This window comes from Rhodococcus sp. SBT000017, assembly GCF_003688915.1.
In the GTDB taxonomy this organism is placed as follows: domain Bacteria; phylum Actinomycetota; class Actinomycetes; order Mycobacteriales; family Mycobacteriaceae; genus Rhodococcoides.
Window position 1 is genome coordinate 3,806,129 of sequence record NZ_REFU01000001.1, and the last position, 20,689, is coordinate 3,826,817.

The 20,689-nt window shown below is 65.0% G+C and carries 18 protein-coding genes; 11 read left to right on the plus strand and 7 right to left on the minus strand.

The annotated features are described in order from the left end of the window. Window positions 1-110 precede the first annotated feature (110 nt). Complete coding sequence (locus AYK61_RS27065) at window positions 111-629, plus strand: hypothetical protein (protein WP_147458348.1); 519 nt, start codon at window positions 111-113, stop codon at window positions 627-629. A 71-nt stretch (window positions 630-700) separates the two neighbouring features. Here the strand turns inward: AYK61_RS27065 and AYK61_RS17905 are convergent, their stop codons facing one another. From AYK61_RS17905 to AYK61_RS17930, 6 genes are all read right to left on the minus strand, one after another. Next, window positions 701-2,059 carry an HNH endonuclease signature motif containing protein gene (locus tag AYK61_RS17905; protein ID WP_121871801.1) on the minus strand — a complete coding sequence of 453 codons (1,359 nt, stop codon included), beginning with the start codon at window positions 2,057-2,059 and terminating at the stop codon, window positions 701-703. Window positions 2,060-2,428: 369 nt separating this feature from the next. Next, window positions 2,429-3,004, minus strand: a complete 576-nt coding sequence (locus AYK61_RS17910; RefSeq protein WP_121871802.1) for a DinB family protein — start codon at window positions 3,002-3,004, stop codon at window positions 2,429-2,431. A 5-nt stretch (window positions 3,005-3,009) separates the two neighbouring features. Continuing rightward, on the minus strand, window positions 3,010-3,753 hold the full coding sequence (locus AYK61_RS17915) for a CPBP family intramembrane glutamic endopeptidase (RefSeq protein WP_121871803.1): 744 nt from the start codon (window positions 3,751-3,753) through the stop codon (window positions 3,010-3,012). A gap of 19 nt (window positions 3,754-3,772) precedes the next feature. After that, window positions 3,773-5,044, minus strand: a complete 1,272-nt coding sequence (locus AYK61_RS17920; RefSeq protein WP_121871804.1) for a YhgE/Pip domain-containing protein — start codon at window positions 5,042-5,044, stop codon at window positions 3,773-3,775. 142 nt (window positions 5,045-5,186) lie between these two features. Next, the gene (gene msrA / locus AYK61_RS17925) at window positions 5,187-5,693 is read right to left on the minus strand and encodes a peptide-methionine (S)-S-oxide reductase MsrA (RefSeq protein WP_121871805.1); all 507 of its coding nucleotides are present in this window, start codon (window positions 5,691-5,693) and stop codon (window positions 5,187-5,189) included. 57 nt (window positions 5,694-5,750) lie between these two features. Continuing rightward, complete coding sequence (locus AYK61_RS17930) at window positions 5,751-6,782, minus strand: NADP-dependent oxidoreductase (RefSeq protein ID WP_121871806.1); 1,032 nt, start codon at window positions 6,780-6,782, stop codon at window positions 5,751-5,753. A gap of 152 nt (window positions 6,783-6,934) precedes the next feature. On the opposite strand from AYK61_RS17930, the gene AYK61_RS17935 reads away from it, so the two are divergent. Then, window positions 6,935-7,705 (plus strand): HAD family hydrolase, encoded by a 771-nt coding sequence (locus AYK61_RS17935; RefSeq protein ID WP_121871807.1) that lies wholly within the window; start codon window positions 6,935-6,937, stop codon window positions 7,703-7,705. 78 nt (window positions 7,706-7,783) lie between these two features. On the opposite strand, the gene AYK61_RS17940 is transcribed toward AYK61_RS17935, so the two are convergent. Next, window positions 7,784-9,982 (minus strand): N-acetylmuramoyl-L-alanine amidase, encoded by a 2,199-nt coding sequence (locus AYK61_RS17940; protein WP_121871808.1) that lies wholly within the window; start codon window positions 9,980-9,982, stop codon window positions 7,784-7,786. Between the two features lie 182 nt (window positions 9,983-10,164). Here AYK61_RS17940 and cobM point away from each other — a divergent pair, with 182 nt between their 5' ends. The 9 genes from cobM to AYK61_RS17990 all read left to right on the plus strand — a co-directional run bounded on the left by cobM (window position 10,165) and on the right by AYK61_RS17990 (window position 20,688). Further along, window positions 10,165-10,908 (plus strand): precorrin-4 C(11)-methyltransferase, encoded by a 744-nt coding sequence (gene cobM / locus AYK61_RS17945; protein ID WP_121871809.1) that lies wholly within the window; start codon window positions 10,165-10,167, stop codon window positions 10,906-10,908. Next, on the plus strand, window positions 10,905-11,654 hold the full coding sequence (gene cobF / locus AYK61_RS17950) for a precorrin-6A synthase (deacetylating) (RefSeq protein ID WP_183130339.1): 750 nt from the start codon (window positions 10,905-10,907) through the stop codon (window positions 11,652-11,654). Before cobM ends, cobF begins: the two co-directional genes overlap by 4 nt. Window positions 11,655-11,721: 67 nt before the next feature. Continuing rightward, window positions 11,722-12,951, plus strand: coding sequence for a UDP-galactopyranose mutase (gene glf / locus AYK61_RS17955; protein ID WP_183130340.1), 1,230 nt, complete (start codon window positions 11,722-11,724; stop codon window positions 12,949-12,951). Then, window positions 12,948-14,855, plus strand: a complete 1,908-nt coding sequence (locus tag AYK61_RS17960) for a glycosyltransferase (RefSeq protein ID WP_121871811.1) — start codon at window positions 12,948-12,950, stop codon at window positions 14,853-14,855. The genes glf and AYK61_RS17960 overlap by 4 nt, the downstream gene beginning before the upstream one ends. Beyond that, window positions 14,833-15,369, plus strand: coding sequence for a phosphatase PAP2 family protein (locus AYK61_RS17965; protein WP_052047296.1), 537 nt, complete (start codon window positions 14,833-14,835; stop codon window positions 15,367-15,369). The genes AYK61_RS17960 and AYK61_RS17965 overlap by 23 nt, the downstream gene beginning before the upstream one ends. After that, the gene (locus AYK61_RS17970) at window positions 15,366-16,271 is read left to right on the plus strand and encodes a decaprenyl-phosphate phosphoribosyltransferase (protein WP_121871812.1); all 906 of its coding nucleotides are present in this window, start codon (window positions 15,366-15,368) and stop codon (window positions 16,269-16,271) included. Before AYK61_RS17965 ends, AYK61_RS17970 begins: the two co-directional genes overlap by 4 nt. Beyond that, the gene (zomB, locus tag AYK61_RS17975; RefSeq protein WP_121871813.1) at window positions 16,249-18,114 is read left to right on the plus strand and encodes a flagellar motor control protein ZomB; all 1,866 of its coding nucleotides are present in this window, start codon (window positions 16,249-16,251) and stop codon (window positions 18,112-18,114) included. The genes AYK61_RS17970 and zomB overlap by 23 nt, the downstream gene beginning before the upstream one ends. A 219-nt stretch (window positions 18,115-18,333) precedes the next feature. Further along, entirely contained in the window at window positions 18,334-19,344 is a 1,011-nt protein-coding gene (locus AYK61_RS17985; RefSeq protein WP_183130341.1) for an alpha/beta hydrolase family protein, read from the plus strand. Window positions 19,345-19,674: 330 nt separating this feature from the next. Next, the gene (locus AYK61_RS17990; protein ID WP_121871815.1) at window positions 19,675-20,688 is read left to right on the plus strand and encodes an alpha/beta hydrolase family protein; all 1,014 of its coding nucleotides are present in this window, start codon (window positions 19,675-19,677) and stop codon (window positions 20,686-20,688) included. Window position 20,689 lies beyond the last annotated feature (1 nt).

Genomic DNA, 20,689 nt, shown 5'->3' on the forward strand with positions numbered 1-20,689 from the left:
CAGCTGAAGTGATCCTGAAGATGCGCGCGGCTTCAGGGTGACTTCAGCTAGCCGCGGCAGGGTCGATGACAGACCGAAACGAACGACACAGACCAGAACATGGAGTGAACGTGAACGATCAGACTCAGCCGATCCCCGCCGCCTCGAACCCGGAGCCAGTCCCCGGCAACGCGGTTCGAGAGACCAGTCCGAAGCGGTGGAAGGGACGGGTACCGCTGGTGGCGACGGCGGCAGCGGGACTCGCAGTCGGTGCGCTGGTTGCATCGGCAGTCTTCGCTGCGACTGGGCCGGACGTCTCGCCCGGAGTGTCCACGGTGGCGTCGACTTCGACCCTCGGGCAGCGGACCGACGGAGGTGGCGGGTCGGATGTACCTGCAGTGCCGGCAGCTCCGGATTCCGGTGACGGAGCTACGGTTCCCGCTGTTCCGACACCACCGGGATCTGCGGACGGTGCTACTCCTGCGACCCCGGGAGATGGGGCGACGCCGCCTGCGCCTCCGGCTGAGGGTGACGGTGCGACGCCGCCTGCTCCGCCCACACCGGGTGCTGAGGGTGACGGTGTGACGCCGCCTGCTCCGGCCGATGGCGCGACTCCTCCCGCTCCGCCGGCAGCTCCCTCGGGTTCCTGAATCAACCTCGTCCAGCCCCGCACCGTTCTCGGTGCGGGGCTGGATTGTTCGTTCGGTTCGTGTCGGCAGGCTCAGGCGATGTGGGGGCCTGCTCGGGCGTGGGATGGTCGAGGTTGTCGGTAGGGGTCGACGGTTGCTGGTGGTACGATCCCCCGCAAGCGGGAGGTGCCCCCACAGGGGTGGTTGTCGGTGCCGATGAACACTTCCCAGTCACTGTGGTGGATGAGTCGGTGATGGAATCCGCACAGTAGAACGAGGTTGTTCATGTCGGTGGGGCCACCATCGGCCCAATGCCAGATGTGATGCGCCTCTGTCCACGCGGCGGGTTTGCCGCAGCCGGGGAACGCGCAGGTGTGGTCTCGTGCGATGAGGGCTTTGCGTTGTTTGGCGGTGACGGTGCGGGCGGTGCGGGCGAGGTTGATCGGGGAGCCGTGCTCGTCCATGACGATGGCGGTGAGGACGCAGTCGCAGGCGAGTTGCCGGGAAGTGTTGTGGGACAGTGGCCCCATCCAGGGCAGCCACCCGACGGTGGTGCCGTCGCCGAACAGGTCCCTGTATGCGTCACGATCCGCGGCAGGGTGGCCGTCGTCATCGGATTCGTCTGCAGTGCGGGTGTTCTCGTCGTCGGTGATGTCGTCGGTGTCTGCACTGTCGCGGAGGTCGGTGAGATCGCGCAGGCTGATGTGCAGGTTCAGGTGGGGGCGTTCGCCGCCTTCGGTGGGCCGGCTACTGGAGGCGAGGTACTGGTCGAGGATGTGGCCGAAGGCGTCGGCCCTGCGTCGGGCGGGGCTGCGGTCGTCTGCGATTTTGAGTGTCTCGGTGCCGTCGGCTGCGGGTCGGGGTTCGGTCAACGGTGAGAGTGCGGTGAGCAGCTTCTCGCCGGTGATCGCATCGAAATCTCCTTTGAGCACCAACCGCCCGTTCAACGTCTTCGAGGCGAAGAGTTCGTTGCGGTCGGTGTTCTCGGGTGGTGGGGTCTTGCCGCCGAACTCGTCCTCGAGCTTGGTGATCGCTGCACGGATCCGGCCGGTACGCGCGTCGGGCCCGGTCGCGGCGGCGATCATCGCGGTGCGGGCTATATCGCGACCCTCTTCCGGGAGGTCCTTCGGTGGTGTTTCGACGAAGGTGAGGATCAGCGCGGCGTGGTCGACGGACATGACGCCGGTGTTCACGGCGTCGGCGATGTCGGGGAATTTCTTCAGTCCGCGGGCGAGAGCGACGATCTTGGTGGCCTTGGCCGGTGAGAGAAGGGTGGTGGAGGTCAGCCAGCCGGCGGGGCCGGGGAAGCCGAGCTTCTCGCGGCTCACGCGGGTGTCGATTTCGGCGACGAGGGCGATGCGTCGGGCTTCGAGCAGCTGGATCTGGTGGGAGATCGCGGCAGATTCGGCGAGGAGTTCACTCTCGCTCAGTTGCCAGATCTCCGTGGTCATGGAAGCAAGTGTATCGAACGCGCGTTCGACTGGCAACCATAGTGCAATCGAAAACTATTGCCACGCTTAACTATTCGCTATCCAGAACCTGTCGGTGGCGTGTGGTATCAGACCGCCACGCCGTCGTGCGCGTGCGATCTGCCGCCCTTGCGGCTTACCCGTACGCCCTCGGGCAGTCGATCACCGACGCTTGAGTCGTCGTACGGTCCGCTCAAGATGTCGGACTCTGCCGCATCACGCTCCATCCATCTATAGACGGGAGTCGCCGGCAGAAGATGTCCGCGTCGATTCCTCGGTACGACTGGAATCCGTGGGGTGCGTATCTCGAACGAACTGGTATTTCAGTCCGTCATGTCTTCGGATGAACTATCAATCATATTCTCGCGCAACAGTTTCCAGCTCATCTCGATATGCAGCCCACCATGCTGCGTCGCCGTCGGCCATGTTTTCGTTGCCCGATCGGAGTCCGACGGAATCGTCGATGAGTTCGCGCACGATGTCCGCATGCCCAGCATGGCGGTTGGTTTCGGCGACGAGGTGCACGAGCACGCGGTGCAGAGTTATTTCCTGCCTCTCGACGGGCCAGTGCAGGACGCGTCCGACAGTGTCGAGGTCGTTCGATTCGATGGTCTTGTCGGCGTGCAACCAGGCCTCGCGGTACAGGTCGACGATGGACTCGGAGGATTCGTCGGCAGCGGCCCACATATCGGAGTTCAGTCGCGCCTCGGCTGATTTCACCAAATCCGCGAATGGGGCGGGGAACTCGCGGCCGAAGGTGAGACCGAAGTAGCCGTATTCGACGATCGCCAGGTGCTTGATCAACCCCAGGAGATTCGTCCCCGTGGGCGTCATCGGTCGTCGTTTCTGGTACTCGGTGAGGCCGTCGAGCTTCCACAGCATGTTTTCGCGCGCGATCCGCAGGTACTGGTGCAGGTCGTCTTTCATGTCTTTCAGCTCACCGACGCGTGCCAGACCAGCGCAGCAGCCAGCGCGCCGAGTCCGTTCAACGACCAGTGCAGGGCGATGGGCGCGATCAAACTTCCGCTGCGGCTGCGCAGCCACGTGAACACCACACCCGCCGCCGCAGTGGCCACCACGGCCAGCGCGATACCGACGATCTGCCCGAACAGCCCGCCACCGAGAAATCCGCTCAGCCCCACGTTGCCGGCCGTCAGTCCCAGCGAGGACGCGATGTGCCAGAGACCGAACAGCAGAGATCCGGCGGCGAACACACCCCGAGCTCCGTAGATGCGACCCAGCGTGCCGTGCAGCACCCCGCGGAACGCGAGTTCTTCCGGGATGACGGTCTGCAGGGGGATGACGATCATCGATGCGACGATGGCGGCGGAGACGGTTGCGTACCGGTCGGCCATGAAGAACGGCCGAGTCAGTGGCAGCAACGCACCGATCGCGACGACGGTCAGGACGACCCCGACGGCTCCGAGTGCGTACAGAGATCCGGTCTTCCACTGCTTAGGAGACAGTCCCAGTTCGGCCCACCCCAGACCGCGACGGTTCGCCAGGACGACCAGCAGAACCGCGGCGATCGGAACCGTCGCGATACTGGCCCACACCGTGGTGAAGTGCGCGATGAGGTTGGTACCCACGAGTACGAGTACGACGATCGCGACGTCGAGGTAAGCGTGGAAGGCACGTCGGGGTACCACGCTCCCGGCCGTATTCACAGCAAGCATTGGATCGAGTGTACTGGCGTCAGCTGAGAGCGCCGGTCGAATCGAGGCTCCGGTCGAGGCCTTTGCCGTCGTAGATGCGGGTGAACACCACACCGAACACGAGCCCGATGAGCAGTCCGAGAGACGTCATGCCCACCGAGTGCAGCAGCCCTGCGTCGAGTGAGGCGTTGAAGTACAGGATCGAGCGGGTGCCGAGGAAGATCTGGTGCATTGGCTCGAACTGCGCCAGCCAGGTGAACAATCGCGGGCTGGCTTCGAGGGGAATGGTGCCGCCCGAGGACGGCAACGCCAGAATGATGAACACGATCAGATTGATCAGCAGTCCTGCCGTGCCGAATGCGGACATCACCGCCAGTGCCGTGATGCCGACCGCGGCGATCGCGTACGCGCCGTACATCCACAGAGTCCAGGCATGGGTGATCGGCATACCGAGCAGATGGCTGATCAGCAGATAGAGGGCAGACACCAGCATGGCCAGGACGATCATCACGAGCCATTTCACGAGCAGCGTCTGGAAGCGGTTGATCTGGGTCGGTCCCCGATGGATGTACTTGGGGCCGATCTCGGTGGGCGTGAATCCGAGTAAACCGTCGACGAGGGCGCTGACGATGGTCGCACCGGTGAAGCCCGCCAGGACGAGCAAGAGCGCGTAATAGAAGGCGGACAGGCCACCGCCGGTGCCGTCGGGCAGAGGATCGTATTGGGCAACGATCACATCGATCGGCTGCGCGAGGGTGAGAGCGCTTGCACCGGCGAGCTGAGTCTCACCGAGCTGCTGGCGCACCTGCTCGGTGATCTGCTGTCCCACAGTCTGATTGACCGATTCGAAGGCCGGTGTCGCCACTCCGGTCACGAGTGACATCCCGAAACTGCCGGCACGTGGGTTGGTGTAGACCGTGATGATCGGCTTCTCGACGTCCCCGGGAATCACGCTCGCCTGGGCGAGAATTCCCATCCTCTTGGTGAAATCGCTCGGGATGACGATGGAACCGTAGGCCTCGGCCGTCGACAGCAATGATTGCGCCTGTGCCGGACCGACTTCCCGAAAATCGACCTTCTCCGGATCGACGTTCTGCAGCAGACCCGCGACGATGTCGTTGCCGATGTTGCGCTGCTCGCCTGCAAGGGTGTCGCCCTCGTCCTGGTTGACGATCGCGATGGGTAGGTCGTGCAGATTGCCCCTGGGGTCGAGCACGCCGCCCAGATACAGCGCGGCGAGAAACGACATCAGCGCTGAGACGACCAGGATCGGCGCAAGCCAGAAACGCGGCGAACGAAGGACGTCGGCCATCGACCGAGGGGTTCTGTCGGAAGTCACCGGATCAGTGTCGCAAGTTCCGCCGACACGTGCGCGGCAATTCGTAGCAGGCTACGAGACCGGAGAGGAGCCTGCGGAACGACCGCAGGCTCCTCGCTCAGTGCGGCGCAGCCGCTCAGGCCCGACGCGGCAGCTTCCACTCCGGACGCACCCAGTGGCAGGTGTAGCCCTCGGGGTACTTCTGCAGGTAGTCCTGGTGCTCGGGCTCGGCTTCCCAGAAATCTCCGGCCGCGGTCACCTCGGTGACCACCTTGCCCGGCCACAGTCCCGACGCGTCGACGTCCGCGATCGTGTCCTCGGCGACGCGCTTCTGCTCGTCGCTGAGGTAGAAGATCGCCGAGCGGTAGCTGGCGCCGATGTCGTTGCCCTGACGGTTCTTGGTGGTGGGGTCGTGGATCTGGAAGAAGAACTCGAGCAGATCGCGGTACGTCGTCTGGGTGGGGTCATAGACGACCTCGAGGCCCTCGGCGTGATTGCCGTGGTTGCGGTACGTCGCGTTGGGGACCTCGCCTCCGGTGTATCCGACGCGGGTCGAGATCACTCCCGGGAGCTTGCGAACGAGCTCTTCGGCTCCCCAGAAGCATCCTCCGGCGAGAATGGCGGTTTCGGTGGCTGCAGACATCTTTGCTCTCCTAGCTCATTATCGGTCGATACGTGGGGTTCAACGAACGAGACGCCGTCATAATTCCGAGTCGTGGGTGCGTTCGCCGACCTCGAGCACCAACTTGCCGGTGTTGGCACCGTCGAACAGCAGGTTCAGCGTCGATCCGAAGGCGGTGACGCCGCCGATCTCGATCTGCTCGCGTGCCGTCATTCTGCCGCTGGTGAGCAGTTCGGACAGTGCGTCGATGCCCTCCTGGTAGCGGTCCAGGTAGTCGAAGATGATGAACCCCGTCATCGAGGCCCGATTGATGAGCAGCGACAGGTAGTGCGCCGGGCCGGGCTGTGGATCCGTTGCGTTGTAGCCGGAGATGGCTCCGCACAACACCACTCGTGCTCCCTTGCGCAGCCGGGAGAGGGCCGCGTCGAGGATTTCACCGCCGACGTTGTCGAAATACACGTCGATGCCCTTGGGTGCAGCCGCCTTCAGGCCCTTGTACACCGACTCGTTCTTGTAGTCGATCGCCGCGTCGAAGCCCAGTTCTTCGGTGAGCCACGCGCACTTCTCGGGTCCACCGGCAATGCCGATCACAGTGGCTCCCTTGGCTTTCGCGATCTGACCCGCGATGCTGCCCACGGCTCCGGCAGCTCCGGAGATCACCACGGTGTCGCCCTCGGTGAGCTTGCCGACGTCCATCAGGCCGAAGTACGCCGTCAGCCCAGGGAACCCGAGCGCTCCGAGCCACGTGGGTGCCGGTGCGATGGATTCGTCGACCTTCTGCACGCCTGTGCCGTCCGACAGTGCGTGCTCGGTGACGCCGAAAGACCCCGAAACGATCTCTCCGACAGCGTAATCGGGATGCTGGGATTCCAGCACCCGACCGACGGCGTGCGCCCGCATCACCTCGCCGATCCCGACGGGCGGTACGTACGAGCGCGCGTCGTTGAGCCAGCCGCGCATCGCGGGGTCGAGGGAGACGTAGTCGACGGTGACGACGAACTCGCCGTCGCCCGGCGTGGGAATCGGTTCCTCGGTGAGGTTCCACGTCGACTCGTCGGGACGTCCCACCGGGCGCTGAGCCAATCGGATCTGACGGTTGACAGATGTCATCTACCGTTCCTTCCACATCGAAGACGTGCATGTCGAAAACAGGGTGCTTCGACACTAGGGCAGAATGACGTCACGATGACCAACGCGCCGAACACCTCCCGCCTCGCCCCCGCCTCGCCCCCCGCCTCGTTGCCAGCGATGTCGACGGCACCCTGCTCGACCAGCACGAACGCGTTACCGAACGTACTCGGCGCGCCGTTTCGGCCGTCGTGGCCGACGGAGTTCCCTTCGTCCTGTCCACCGGCCGGCCGCCGCGGTGGATCCATCCCGTCGTCGATCAGCTGGGATACGCGCCGATGTCGGTGTGCGCCAACGGTGCGGTGATCTACGACGCCGCCAACGATCGTGTGCTCAGCGCCGAGACCCTCTCCGTCGAGACGCTGCAGTGGTTGGCCGACCTCGCCTACCGCGCGTTGCCCGGCTGCGGACTTGCCGCCGAGCGAGTGGGCCGGACGGCACACGACTCGGCCACCCCTCAGTTCGTCAGCTCCCCGGGATACGAGCACGCCTGGCTGAACCCCGACAACGTCGAGATGACCGAGGACGACGTGGTCGACGTTCCGGCCGTCAAGCTGCTGATCCGGCTGTCCGGCTCCACCAGCGGACACATGGCCGACATCCTGTCCCCGCTGATCTCCGGTCGAGCCGACCTGACGTTCTCCACCGACAACGGACTCATCGAGCTCTCGGCACCGGGCATCACCAAGGCGTCGGGCCTGGCCAAGGTCGCCGAGACGCTGTCGGTGGACGTGAAGGACATCGTGGCCTTCGGCGACATGCCCAACGACGTGCCGATGCTGTCGATGGTGGGACTGGGCGTCGCGATGGGCAACGCGCACCCCGCTGCCGTCGCGGCGGCGAACGAACAGACCGTCACCAACGCAGAAGACGGAGTGGCGCACGTCCTCGAACGCTGGTGGTGACGCTCCGGCCCTGGGGCGTATCGAACACGACGAGGGCCGAGTCACCACGGTGACTCGGCCCTCGTCGACTGTCCGAACTCAGCCCGCGGGTGCGGGTTCCGGTGCGGGAGCAGGCTCGGGTACAGGAGCCGGTTCCACCGGTGCTGCGACGGGGTTCTGCATCTCCGCGTTGTAGGTGTCGTTGTACGTCTTGATCACCGTGGTGACGATTCCGGTGAGCTCGTTGAAGATCAGTGAACCGTTCTCGAAGTCGGTCCGGAAGCCTTCCGGCACCCGGAACTCGTCGGTGAGCGGCAGACCCAGGATGCCGTCGACGCCACCCTGCTGCACGTACTGCTGGAAGATCTTGCCGATGACGGCCACGGCCTGGCCGGCCATGTTGGTGATGATCTCGCCGTTGGCGAACTGCGCCTTCTCACGGCCGCCGCTCACCTGCACCAGACCGCTCACCGGAACGCCGAGCGAGCCGGTTTCTCCGCCCGACGCCAACCACTTCTGTGCGACCGGACTGGTCGCCGCCAGTCGCTGCAGCTCGGCGACCAGGGCCGGGATGTTTTCGCCCAGAGTGGAACTGACGTCGGTGCCCGGACGTGACGGGGTCGAATCGGTCACTGCGGTATCGGGAGCAGTGTCGGTCACGTCGGGCGAGACCGGAGTTGCATCTCCGCCGCCGCCGAGGTTTGCCGCAGCGATGTCGCGGATCTCCCCGAGTCGTGCGTATCCGGCGTCACCGGGGCATTCGGTGTTGCCGACGTCGCGGTGACCGAAGATCACCGGCAAGTCGACGCTCTGGCCGCGGCCGACGAACGTGAAATCCGTTCCCTCGGAGGTCATCGTGGTGGTGCCCTCGGGGTCGAGGCCGGCCTTGCCGAGTCGCCATCCGAGGAACTTGCCGACCGAATCGATGGTCTCCTGCGAGGGATCGACGTTGGAGTAGTCGCCCATCATGGCGATGCCCATCGTGTTCTCGTTGAACCCGCCCGAGTGTGCGCCCTGAACCGGCTTGTCCAAGCCGCCCGCACGACCCTCGAAGATCTGGCCGTACTTGTCGACGAGGACGTTGTAACCGATGTCGCACCAGCCGAGCGTCTGCGCGTGGTACGCGTAGATGGCGCGGACGATCTCGGCCGATTCGGACTTGGAGTAGTCGTTGCTGCCTGCGGTGTGGTGCACCGTGGCACCGCCCAGGAAGTCGTCGATCGTCGGTGTGGCGCAACGGATCGACTCGTCGGCACCCCACTGCGCGCGGGTGATGACCTTGGGGCCTGCGTCACCGGCGACGGGAGTGGCGATATCGCTCAATGCCGAGTCGACCGGCGACGTGCCGGGGGTAATGAGTACGGCGCTGATGTCGTTGACGGCCGCAGCCAACTGCTCTGCAGAACTCGCCTGGCCCGGATCCGCTGCCGGATCTGCCGGTGCAGGCTCGGCTGCGGCCGGATCCATTGCAGCCGGATCGAGTGGGGCCGGATCCTGCTGGCGCAGTGGCTTGCTCGACGATGCCGGGGTGTAGCCCAGTGGCTGTTCCGCCGCAGCGGGAGCCTCGGCTGGAGCGTCGGTGGCAGGCAGTTCGACGACCGGAACCTCGGGAATCGGTGCGGCACTACCGGTCAGCGGCGTCAACAGAACCTGCACGGCGTTGGTCAGTCCGACGAAGATCGGCTCGGTGCCCTGCTTTTCCGCAGCGGGAACGGCGTCGCTCGCAGTGGTATCCACCGGCGCGGTTTCCAGCCACGGGCCCCAGGAGCCGTCCTCCAGTTGCCGGCGGACCTGAGCGGAAGCACCGTCCAGCTGCTCGGACGTCAGGGCCACCATGCTGAACGGGGTGTCCTGCTTGATCTCCTTCACGGCGGCACCGAGCGGCGGGCCGGTCGGATCGGCAGCTTCGGGATTCACGGGTGCAGCTGCATCCACCCGAGGAATCGGCGCCTGTGCGGTCGCGTTGCCCGGCGCGGGCGTGGTGAGACCCGGGATGTCGGGGATCTCGATCGGCGGGATCACGATGGAATCCGGCAGCGGTAGGTACTTCAGATCGGAGAGCCGGAGATCGGGCAACGGCAGTCCGGTGAGCTCCTGCAGCGGAATCACGATGTCCGGTGCAGCGCTCAGCGCAGTCTCGACGATCTTGGTCGGCACAGTGACGGGGGTTGTCTCGTTGGCCGGTCGAACTCCGGTTGTCGTGCTGTCGGTGAGGCCTGCGACCGCAAAAGGGGTCGCGACGGCCAGCAGTGCGACAGCACCGAGAACGATCGACGGCTTCGTTCGACGGTTCGGCAAGGCGGTACTCCCTGGTTGTTGGTAGGTACGCGTCGTAGGATCTCCAGTTGCTGAACAACATGAATCACATCAGCAACATGAGTCCCATCAGACACAAGACTAAACCTTAGCTTGACAGTTAGCCATCGGCGGGAAGTTCGAGCGTCCCGGCGCGTCGAACATGTCCTCTACGCTCATCAGCTGTGACTGTGCACTTCATCGGAGCCGGACCCGGCGCTGCCGACCTGCTCACGCTGCGGGCCGTCGAGTTTCTGCGATCGAGCCCTGTCTGCGTCTACGCCGGTACCTACATCGACGACGCGATCCTCGAACATTGCTCCCCAGGCACCCGACTGGTCGACACCGCGAAGCTCGACCTCGACGCCATCACCGCAGAATTGGTCGCCGCCCACGAACGCGGGGAGGACGTCGCTCGCCTGTGCTCGGGGGACCCGTCCCTCTACTCCGCGCTGGCGGAGATGTCCGCTCGACTCGACGCCGCAGGCGTGCCCTGGGACGTCACCCCGGGCGTTCCGGCCTACGCAGCCGCAGCTGCCGCACTGGGCGTCGAGCTGACGGTTCCCGAGGTGACGCAATCGGTGGTGCTCACCCGTGCGCAGGCTCGCTCGACGGCGATGCCCGATACCGAGGCGCTGAAGAACTTCGCCGCCACCCGGGCGACGTTGGCACTGCACCTGGCGATCACTCGCACGCGGATCCTGACCGAAGAACTGACGGAGTTCTACGGCCCGGAGTGCCCGGCCATCGTCGTCTTCCATGCCAGCAGGCCGGACGAGCTGATTCTGCGCGGCACTCTGGCCGACATCGCAGATCAGGTCGAGGCCGCCGACCTGCGACAGGCGGCGGTGATTCTGGTGGGACCCGCCCTGGCTCGACGCGTCGTCACCGAATCCCACCTGTACGACGCGTGTCGGGACCGCTCGTGAAGATCCATCTGATCGGCATCGGCGGTGGCCACCCGGACCAGGTGACCGTCCAGGCCGTCGAGAAGCTGCGGGCCGTGGACGTGTTCATCGTGGCCGACAAGGGTGCGTCGGTCGGCGATCTCGCAGCAGCCAGGCAGGAGATCCTCGAGCGCCACCACGGTGGCAGCTACCGGGTGATCGAGGTGCCCGACCCGCCACGCGACCGTTCGCCCCGGCAGTACGAGAGCGCGGTCCTCGATTGGCACGACGCCCGCGCCCGCGCCTACGCCGATGTGCTCGACGGCCTCGCCGAGGGCACCGTCGTCGGGTTCCTCGTCTGGGGAGACCCCGCGCTCTACGACAGCACTGTCCGCGTCGTCGAGCGGCTTGCCATGTTGCGCGGTGACATCGAGTTCGATGTCACACCCGGCATCTCCAGTGTGTCGATGCTGGCGGCGAGTCATCGGCTCGTCCTCAACCGCATCGGCGGACCGATCGTCATCACCACCGGCCGCAACCTGGCGGGCGATGTCGCCGCCGGTCTCGACAATCTCGTGGTGATGCTCGACGGCAACCTGGCCTGCAGCGCGCTGACCGGCGAGGGATGGGGCATCCACTGGGGTGCCAACCTGGGGACGGCGGACGAGAAGCTGGTTGCGGGCCCGCTCGACGACGTGCTGGGCGAGATCCGCCGCGCCCGCCAGGAGGTCAAGTCCCGGCACGGCTGGGTGATGGACACCTACCTGCTCCGACGTTCCTTCGAATGACACCGGGCCCGGTGATCGGCGCCTGGTGGGGCAGAGCGGTCACGATCGTCGGATACCCTGGTTGCCCGTGACTGCTGTAAGCCCCGAGACCACCTCTTCCGACGCCTCCGTGACCGGCCGATACGACCTCATCGTCGTCGGATCCGGGTTCTTCGGACTGACCGTGGCGGAGCGGGCGGCGTCCCAGTTGGGCAAGCGTGTCCTCGTGCTGGATCGGCGGCACCACCTGGGCGGCAATGCGTACTCGGAGGCCGAGCCCGAGACGGGTATCGAGATACACAAGTACGGCGCCCATCTGTTCCACACCTCGAACAAGCGGGTCTGGGACTACGTCAACAAGTTCACCGACTTCACCGGCTACCAGCACCGCGTCTTCGCTCTGCACAAGGGCCAGTCGTATCAGTTCCCGATGGGCCTGGGTCTGATCTCGCAGTTCTTCGGCAAGTACTTCTCGCCTGCCGAGGCGCGGGCTCTCATCGACGAGCAGTCCAGTGAATTCGACTCGAAGGACGCGCAGAACTTCGAGGAGAAGGCGATCTCGTTGATCGGACGCCCCCTGTACGAGGCGTTCATCAAGGATTACACCGCCAAGCAGTGGCAGACCGATCCGAAGAATCTGCCCGCAGGCAACATCACAAGGTTGCCGGTGCGGTACACGTTCGACAACCGCTACTTCAACGACACCTACGAGGGACTGCCGGTCGACGGCTACACCGCGTGGCTCGAGAAGATGGCCGCCGACGAGAAGATCGAGGTCCGGTTGAACACGGACTGGTTCGACGTCAAGGCCGAGCTCGTGGCCGAGAGCCCCGACGCCCCCATCGTCTACACCGGCCCACTGGACCGCTACTTCGACTACTCCGAAGGCGAACTCGGCTGGCGCACAATCGATTTCGAGACCGAGGTGCTCCCGACGGGCGACTTCCAGGGCACTCCGGTGATGAACTACAACGACGGCGACGTGCCGTTCATCCGGATCCACGAGTTCCGGCACTTCCACCCCGAGCGCCAGTACCCGACCGACAAGACGGTCATCATGCGTGAGTTCTCCCGCTTCGCCAAGAGCGGCGACGAGCCGTACTACCCGATCAACACTCCCGACGACCGGCAGAAGCTCGAGGCCTACCGCGACCGCGCCAAGACCGAAGCAGCCTCCAACCGAGTGTTGTTCGGTGGTCGCCTCGGCACCTACCAGTACCTGGACATGCACATGGCCATCGCGAGCGCGCTGAACATGTACGAGAACACCCTGGTTCCGCACTTCGAGACCGGCGCACCCCTGGCAGGCGACAAGTGACCGCCAAGCACCTGCTCGCGGACGGTGTGGCCGATATCTCGCCGATTCTCGGAAAATCGCTTCTGCAGCGCGTACTGCTGCCGCGTTCGGGTGAACCGCTCGACGTGCGCACGCTGTACCTCGAAGAGGCGCTCACCAATGCCAAACGAGCGCATTCGCTGTCGCGGACCTCGGTCACGGTCGGTGCCGAATCCGAGGTGTCGTTCTGCACCTACTTCAATGCCTTCCCCGCGAGCTACTGGCGGCGCTACAGCATCCTGAAGTCCGTCGTGCTCCGTGTCGAGGTGTCCGGGCACTGCCGCATCGATGTCTACCGATCCAAGGCCGATGCCTCACGCATCCACGTCGAGGGCCGCGAGGCCGTGGACGGCGATGCAGCCCAAGAGTTTCTGATCGACCTCGGCCCGTTCGAGGACGGCGGCTGGATCTGGTTCGACATCACCTCCGATTCCGAGGTGGTTCTCGAGAGCGCGGGTTGGTACGCCCCGATCGAGGCTCCGGGTGACGCCACCGTCGCCGTCGGAATCCCCACGTTCAACCGCCCGACCGACGCCGTCAAAGCCCTTGTCGCCCTCGGCTCGGACCCGCTGGTTCTCGAGGTGATCCAGGCCGTGATCATGCCGGATCAGGGCACCCGCAAGGCGAAGGACGAGCCCGGTTTCGACGAGGCGGCAGCGGCGCTCGGCGGTCGCCTCGCCATCCACGACCAGGCCAACCTCGGCGGATCCGGTGGATACAGCCGCATCATGTACGAGGCGCTGAACAACACCGAGTGCCAGCACATCCTGTTCATGGACGACGACATCGAGATCGAACCCGACTCGATCCTGCGCGCGCTGGCCATGTCTCGGTTCGCCAAGGTCCCCACGCTCGTCGGCGGTCAGATGCTCAACCTGCAGGCGCGCAGTCACCTACACGTCATGGGCGAAGTGATCGATCGCAGCAACTTCATGTGGACCGGCGCACAGAACGTGGAGTACGACCACGATTTCTCCGAGGACCCGCTGCGCACCAGCAAGCTGCTGCACCGACGTATCGACGTCGACTACAACGGCTGGTGGATGTGCATGATCCCGCGGGTCGTCGCCGAGGAACTGGGGCAGCCGCTGCCGCTGTTCATCAAATGGGACGACACGGAATACGGCTTGCGCGCACGGGACGCCGGGTACCCGACGGTCACCCTGCCGGGTGCGGCGATCTGGCACATGGCGTGGAGCGACAAGGACGACGCGATCGACTGGCAGGCGTACTTCCACCTGCGCAATCGACTCGTCGTCGCCTCGCTGCACATGCCGGGGGACGGCAAGGGCCTGGTCCTCGACACCGTCAAGGCCACGATCAAGCACCTGCTGTGCCTCGAGTACTCGACGGTCGCCATTCAGAACCTGGCGATCCGCGACTTCCTTGCCGGTCCCGAGCATATTCTCGACATCCTGCCCACCGCGCTGCCGACGGTGCACGCACTGCGCAAGGAATTTCCCGACGCGATCGTCGTCGGCAGTTCCACGGAGCTGCCGCTCGCGTCCGGTGAGGAAGTGGGAGCCGTCGGGCTGCCGACCAACCCGCTCGCCAAGATCAGCCGGTTGGCAAAGGGGTTGCTGCACAACGCAAAGCCTGCGCACACCCAGCATCACGATCGCCCGCAGCTCAACGTCCCGACTCTCGACGCGCGCTGGTTCCTGTTGTCTCAGGTCGACGGCGTCACCGTCACCACCGCCGACGGCCGGGGCGTCGTGTACCGCAAGCGGGATCGTCAGCAGGCCGCGGCGCTGCTCAAGGAAGCACTGTCGCTGCGCAAGCAGTTGGCAGCCGAATTCCCCGCCCTCAAGGCTCGGTACCGCGATGCCGTGCCGCACCTGACCAGTAAGGAAACGTGGGAACGTGTCTTTCGTTACCAGGCGTAAGGGACAGACCGAGGCTCCGACGGAAGTCCGGATCCTCGAGAAGGTGCAGAGCACCGTCGGCAGTGCCCCCGGCGCGATCACCGTCGCCCGCGGCATGTCGCACTTCGGCGAACACGCACTCGGCTGGGTCGCGATCGCCGGTATCGGAGCTGCACTGGACAAGCCGCGTCGGCGTCAGTGGGCCTCGGTGGCCGTCGGGGCAGTCGGTTCCCACGCCGCGTCGATCGTCATCAAGCGCATCGTGCGCCGGCCGCGGCCCCACGACCCGGCCGTGCGCATCAACGTCTCGACACCCAGCAAACTGAGCTTCCCGTCCTCGCATGCGACATCCACCACAGCCGCCGCGGTTCTCCTCGGCCGGGTGACCGGGCTACCGTTACCGGCGGTCCTCGTCCCACCCATGCTGCTCTCGCGCTTGGTGCTCGGAGTCCACTACCCCACCGATGTGCTGGCCGGATCGGCACTCGGCGCGTTGACGGCTGCGGCCGTCGTGAAGTTCGAAGGAGACAAATGAGCGAGGATGCCGCACCCGTAGGCGCACCGCCGAAGAACCTGGCGGACGGCATCGTCAAGGCGCTTCGTCCGCGTCAGTGGGTCAAGAACGTCCTGGTGCTGGCTGCACCGTTGGCGGCGGGCTCGGTCACCGACCCCGACGTTCTGCTGTCCGTCGCGCTCGCGTTCGTCGTGTTCTGCTTCGCCGCGTCCGGGGTCTACCTGGTCAACGACGCCCTGGATGTCGAAGCCGACCGCGCGCACCCCACCAAGCGATTCCGGCCGATCGCCGCGGGCGTACTGCCGGTCAACATCGCCTACGCGATGGCGGTTGTCTCGCTCGGTCTCGCCATCGGTCTCTCGTTCATCGCGAACTGGAAGCTGGCGCTGGTCATCGGCGTCTACATCGCGATTCAGCTGGCGTACTGCTTCGGCCTCAAGCACCAGGCCGTGCTCGACATCTGCATCGTCTCCTCGGGCTTCCTGCTCCGGGCGATCGCCGGTGGGGTCGCTGCCTCGATTCCGCTGTCGCAGTGGTTCCTGCTGATCATGGCGTTCGGTTCGCTGTTCATGGCGGCCGGTAAGCGCTACGCGGAGCTCCAGCTGGCCGAACGCACCGGAGCGAAGATCCGCAAATCGCTCGAGAACTACACCACCACGTACCTGCGATTCGTCTGGACACTGTCTGCGACCGCCGTCGTCATCTGTTACGGCCTGTGGGCGTTCCAGGAAGATGCCGGCACGGGTGCCAACTGGTTCGCCATCTCGATGATTCCGTTTACTATCGCAATCCTGCGATACGCAGTGGATGTCGATGGCGGCGAGGCAGGCGAACCCGAAGAGATCGCGTTGGGAGACAGGGTTCTGCAGCTGCTCGCCATAGCGTGGATCGGAGTGGTTGGTGTCGCTGTCTACCTCGCCTGACCAGCGAGACGCGCGAGAAGAGAACTCCGCTCGGGCATCGATCACCAGGCCCGTCTTCTGGATCGGGACCGTGGTCACCGGGGCGTTGTTCCTCTGGGGTGCGTGGGAGCGCCGCTGGATCGCCGACGACGGCCTGATCGTTCTGCGTACCGTCCGCAACCTGCTGGCAGGCAACGGACCGGTGTTCAACGCGGGCGAACGCGTGGAAACCAACACCAGCACCATCTGGACCTACCTCGTCTACGCGGGCAGTTGGCTCAGCGAGGGCCGGCTCGAGTACGTCGTGCTGACGATCGCACTGGTTCTGTCCACGGCGGCCGTCGTTCTCGCGATGATGGGCACGTTCGCGCTACGTGGTCGCACCGCGTCGCAGACTCTGTTCCTGCCCGCCGGTGTACTGGTCTACATCGCGGTTCCGCCCGCCCGGGACTTCGCGACATCCGGGCTCGAGACCTGCCTGGTCATCTTCTGGCTGGCTATGCTGTGGCTGCTGATGGTCCGCTGGGGCCAGCGCCGCTCCGGTGGCGTCGAGCTACTGCTGCTGGCCTTCTTCGCCGGGCTCGGCCCGCTGGTGCGTCCGGAACTGTCCATCGTGGCGGTGCTGGCGCTGGCGATGATCTTCCTGGCCCCGCAGAGCTGGCTGTCCAGGCTGCGAGTGTTCGCCTTCGCCGGAGCCGTGCCGGTGCTCTATCAGATCTGGCGCATGGGCTACTACGGCCTGCCGTACCCCAACACCGCGGTGTCGAAGGATGCCGGCGGAGCCAAGTGGTCGCAGGGGTTCGAGTACCTGTCCAACCTCGTGGGGCCGTACCTGCTGTGGCTGCCGCTCGTACTGCTGGTCGTCGGTGCTGCACTGTCGGCCTCGCGAGTGCGGTTGTCCCTGCCCCGCACCGTCGGCGGCTGGCTCGCAGCGCTGCGGACGCCGACCGCCGTGGTCGTCTTCGTGTTGATCAGTGGTCTACTGCTGGCTTTGTACGCCATCCGCGTCGGCGGCGATTTCATGCACGGTCGGACATTGTTGCCGGCATTGTTCACGCTTTTGTTGCCGATTTCGGTGCTGCCGGTTGCCCTCCCGAAACGCTGGTCTGCAGATCGCGCCACAGCGGTTTTCGTCGCCGATCTTTTCGTCTGGGGTGGCATCGTGGTTTGGGCCGTCGCGGCTGCCAATACGACGGGTATGCCGCAGGGCTCGATCGTCGGCCGAAGCGGCATCGTCGACGAGCGGGCGTTCTACTCGCTCAACACCGGGCACGCCCATCCGATCCTGGCCTCGGACTACCTCGACTACCCGCGCATGCGGGGAATGGTCGAGGCGATCGAGGACACTCCCGACGGCGGGTTGCTGTTGCCGTCGGCTCAGTTCACGTATTGGGATGTCGTGCCACCACCGCTCCCCATCCCCGAGGGTGGGTTCGGTCACACCGTCTTCTTCCTCAACCTCGGAATGACCAGCATGAACGTCGGTCTCGACGTGCGGGTCATCGACCAGATGGGGCTGGCATACCCGTTGGCGTCACACACCGAGCGGCTCGAGAACGGCCGGATCGGACACGACAAGAACCTGTATCCGGACTGGGTGGTGGCCGATCTCGGACTCGTCGCCGTCTATCCCTACCTGCCCTGGTACATGGACGAGGACTGGGTCACCGAGGCTCAGGTGGCACTGACCTGCCCCGACACCCAGGAGCTGCTCACCTCGTATCGGGCCCCGTTGACGAAGGATTTGTTCGTCCGGAATTTCAAGCGCTCGCTGTTCTACGCCGGATATCGGTTCGATCGAGTGCCGAAGTACGAAATACAACGATGTGATCTTCCGGCCCCGATATTGAAGGCGGACAATTAGATGTCCGAACACGAAAAGGTCACCGGGTTGCGCCGAATTGGTCTCGACGCCAAGATGAGCTATCTCGATCATGTAACGGGGGTCGTCCTTCGTGCGATAAGTGCGGAGGATGTGTATGCGTCCGACCTGTGTGGTCGGGCGGCAGACATGGAGAACTTGCGAGATCAAGCGTTGATTGCGTAACCGATGTGACGATGAAGCAGCTGAGAGGTCGAGTGCATGCTGGGTAGAAGGAAGAGCCGGTCCGAGGACAAGCGGGGTGGGTCCTGGGGACGCCGCGCCGCCACGTCCATGCTGATGGCGGTGGTCCTCCCACTGGGATTGGCTGTAGCCGGCGGTGGCGCAACTGCCAACGCTGCCTTCGACGGCAATGCCATCGACGTCTGGACGGACTCGAGCATGGGTCCGATCAAGAGTCGCGTCTGGCGCGCCGCGGACGGCAACACCAACCGTGTCGTCTACCTCCTCGACGGGCTGCGGGCCACCACCGACATCTCCGGCTGGGAGCACGAGACCGACGCCGGTGCCGTTCTGGCCGGATACAACATCAACGTCGTCCAGCCGGTCGGCGGACAGTCGAGCTTCTACTCCGACTGGTACGCACCGTCGAACTTCAACGGCCAGCAGACCACGTACAAGTGGGAGACCTTCCTGACGCAGAACCTGCGTGAGAACCTGCGCGCCAACTGGGGCTTCAACCCCAACCGCAACGGTGTCATCGGTATCTCGATGGGTGGCTCTGCTGCTCTGACGCTCGCTGCCTACCACCCGGACCAGTTCAGCTACGCAGGCTCGCTGTCCGGTTACCTGAACATCTCCGCTCCCGGCATGCGTGAAGCGATGCGTCTGGCTTTGCTCGACTCCGGTCGCTACAACATCGACGCGATGTGGGGACCGCCGTGGGATCCGGCGTGGCTGCGCAACGACCCGTTCGTCTTCGCGCCTCGTCTGCGCGACAACGGAACCCGCGTGTGGGTGTTCGCAGGTAGCGGTCTGCCCGGCGGACTCGATCGCCCGCGGAGCTTCATCGACTACTACAACACCGGCAACGGCATGGGCCTCGAGGCCATCGCACTGGCGAACAGTCGGGCGTTCCAGATCCGGATGGCCAGCATCGGTGCCAACAACGTCACGTATGCGTTCCCGGCCGTCGGTACCCACCAGTGGGGCTACTGGGGCGAGCAGATCCGCATCATGGCACCGGACCTGAGCGCCAACATCGGTAACTGACCCGGTCACGGAACATTTCGGTTGTTTGGTCCGTTTTCCGGCCCTTAGTGAAACTTCACGACTTTTCAGGGCTGTTCAGCGGGGACCGAGCAGGATAGTCTCCTGTTCCAGGGAAACGTCGAGGTGAAACTGGGACGCTGATCACAGTTTTGCCTTGGAACCGCTCGATGGAATAACCTCCATCGAGCGGTTCGCCTGTTTTCACAGCAGAACCTCAGATTTTTCGGGACCACATCGTCCTTCGGCCCGGAGGGGCCACCAGGAAAGCCCTGTTCGATTGCCGGGGGCCGCATGTCGCGGAGACCGCGTAGATGAAAGAGAGCACGATTCATGCGATTTGCCGGCCTCAGCAGAACACCGAAGGCGTCTTCACGCTGGCGTCAGCGCCTGCTCGGCGTCGGTGCTGCAGCGCTCGTACTTCCCCTCGCAGCCGGTGTCGTCGGTGGAGCAGTCGCTGTTGCAGCGCCCGCTCCCGTCGCGCATCAGGCCCCTGCCGGTGGCCGTGAAGACCTGATCGTCCCGTCCGAGATGGGCCCCATCAAGGTCCAGGTCCAGTGGGCGGCCCGCGGCGGAAACGCTGCGCTGTACCTGCTCGACGGACTGCGCGCACGCGACGATCGCAACGCCTGGACGTTCGAGACCAACGCGCAGGATCAGTTCGCCAACGACAACGTGACCCTGGTCATGCCCGTCGGCGGTCAGTCGAGCTTCTACAGCGACTGGTACACCTCGTCGAACTTCAACGGCCAGGAAGTCACCTACAAGTGGGAGACGTTCCTGACCGAGGAGCTGCCCGCGTTCCTCGAGAACTACGGCGTCTCGCGTAGCAACAACGGTGTTCTCGGACTGTCGATGGGTGGTTCGGCAGCTCTGACGCTCGCCGCGTACCACCGCGATCAGTTCAAGTTCGCCGGTTCGCTCTCGGGCTACCTCAACATCTCGGCGCCCGGCATGCGTGAGGCCATCCGCGTCGCGATGCTCGACGCAGGTCGCTTCAACGTCGACTCCATGTGGGGACCGCCCTGGAACCCGGCGTGGCTGCGCAACGACCCGTTCGTCTTCGCGCCGCGCCTCGAGGGCCTGTCCCTGTACATCTCGGCAGCCAGCGGTCTGCCCGGCGAGTTCGATCGTCCGGCCGCGCCGATCGATTTCTACAACACGGCCAACGGCATGGCGCTTGAGGCACTCTCGCTCGCCAACACCCGTGCATTCCAGATCCGGATGAACACTCTGGGCATCCCGGCCACCTACAGCTTCCCGTCCAACGGCATCCACGCATGGCCGTACTGGGGAGCCGAGCTGTGGAAGGCTCGCGGCCAGATCCTGGACGCGCTCAACGCCTGAC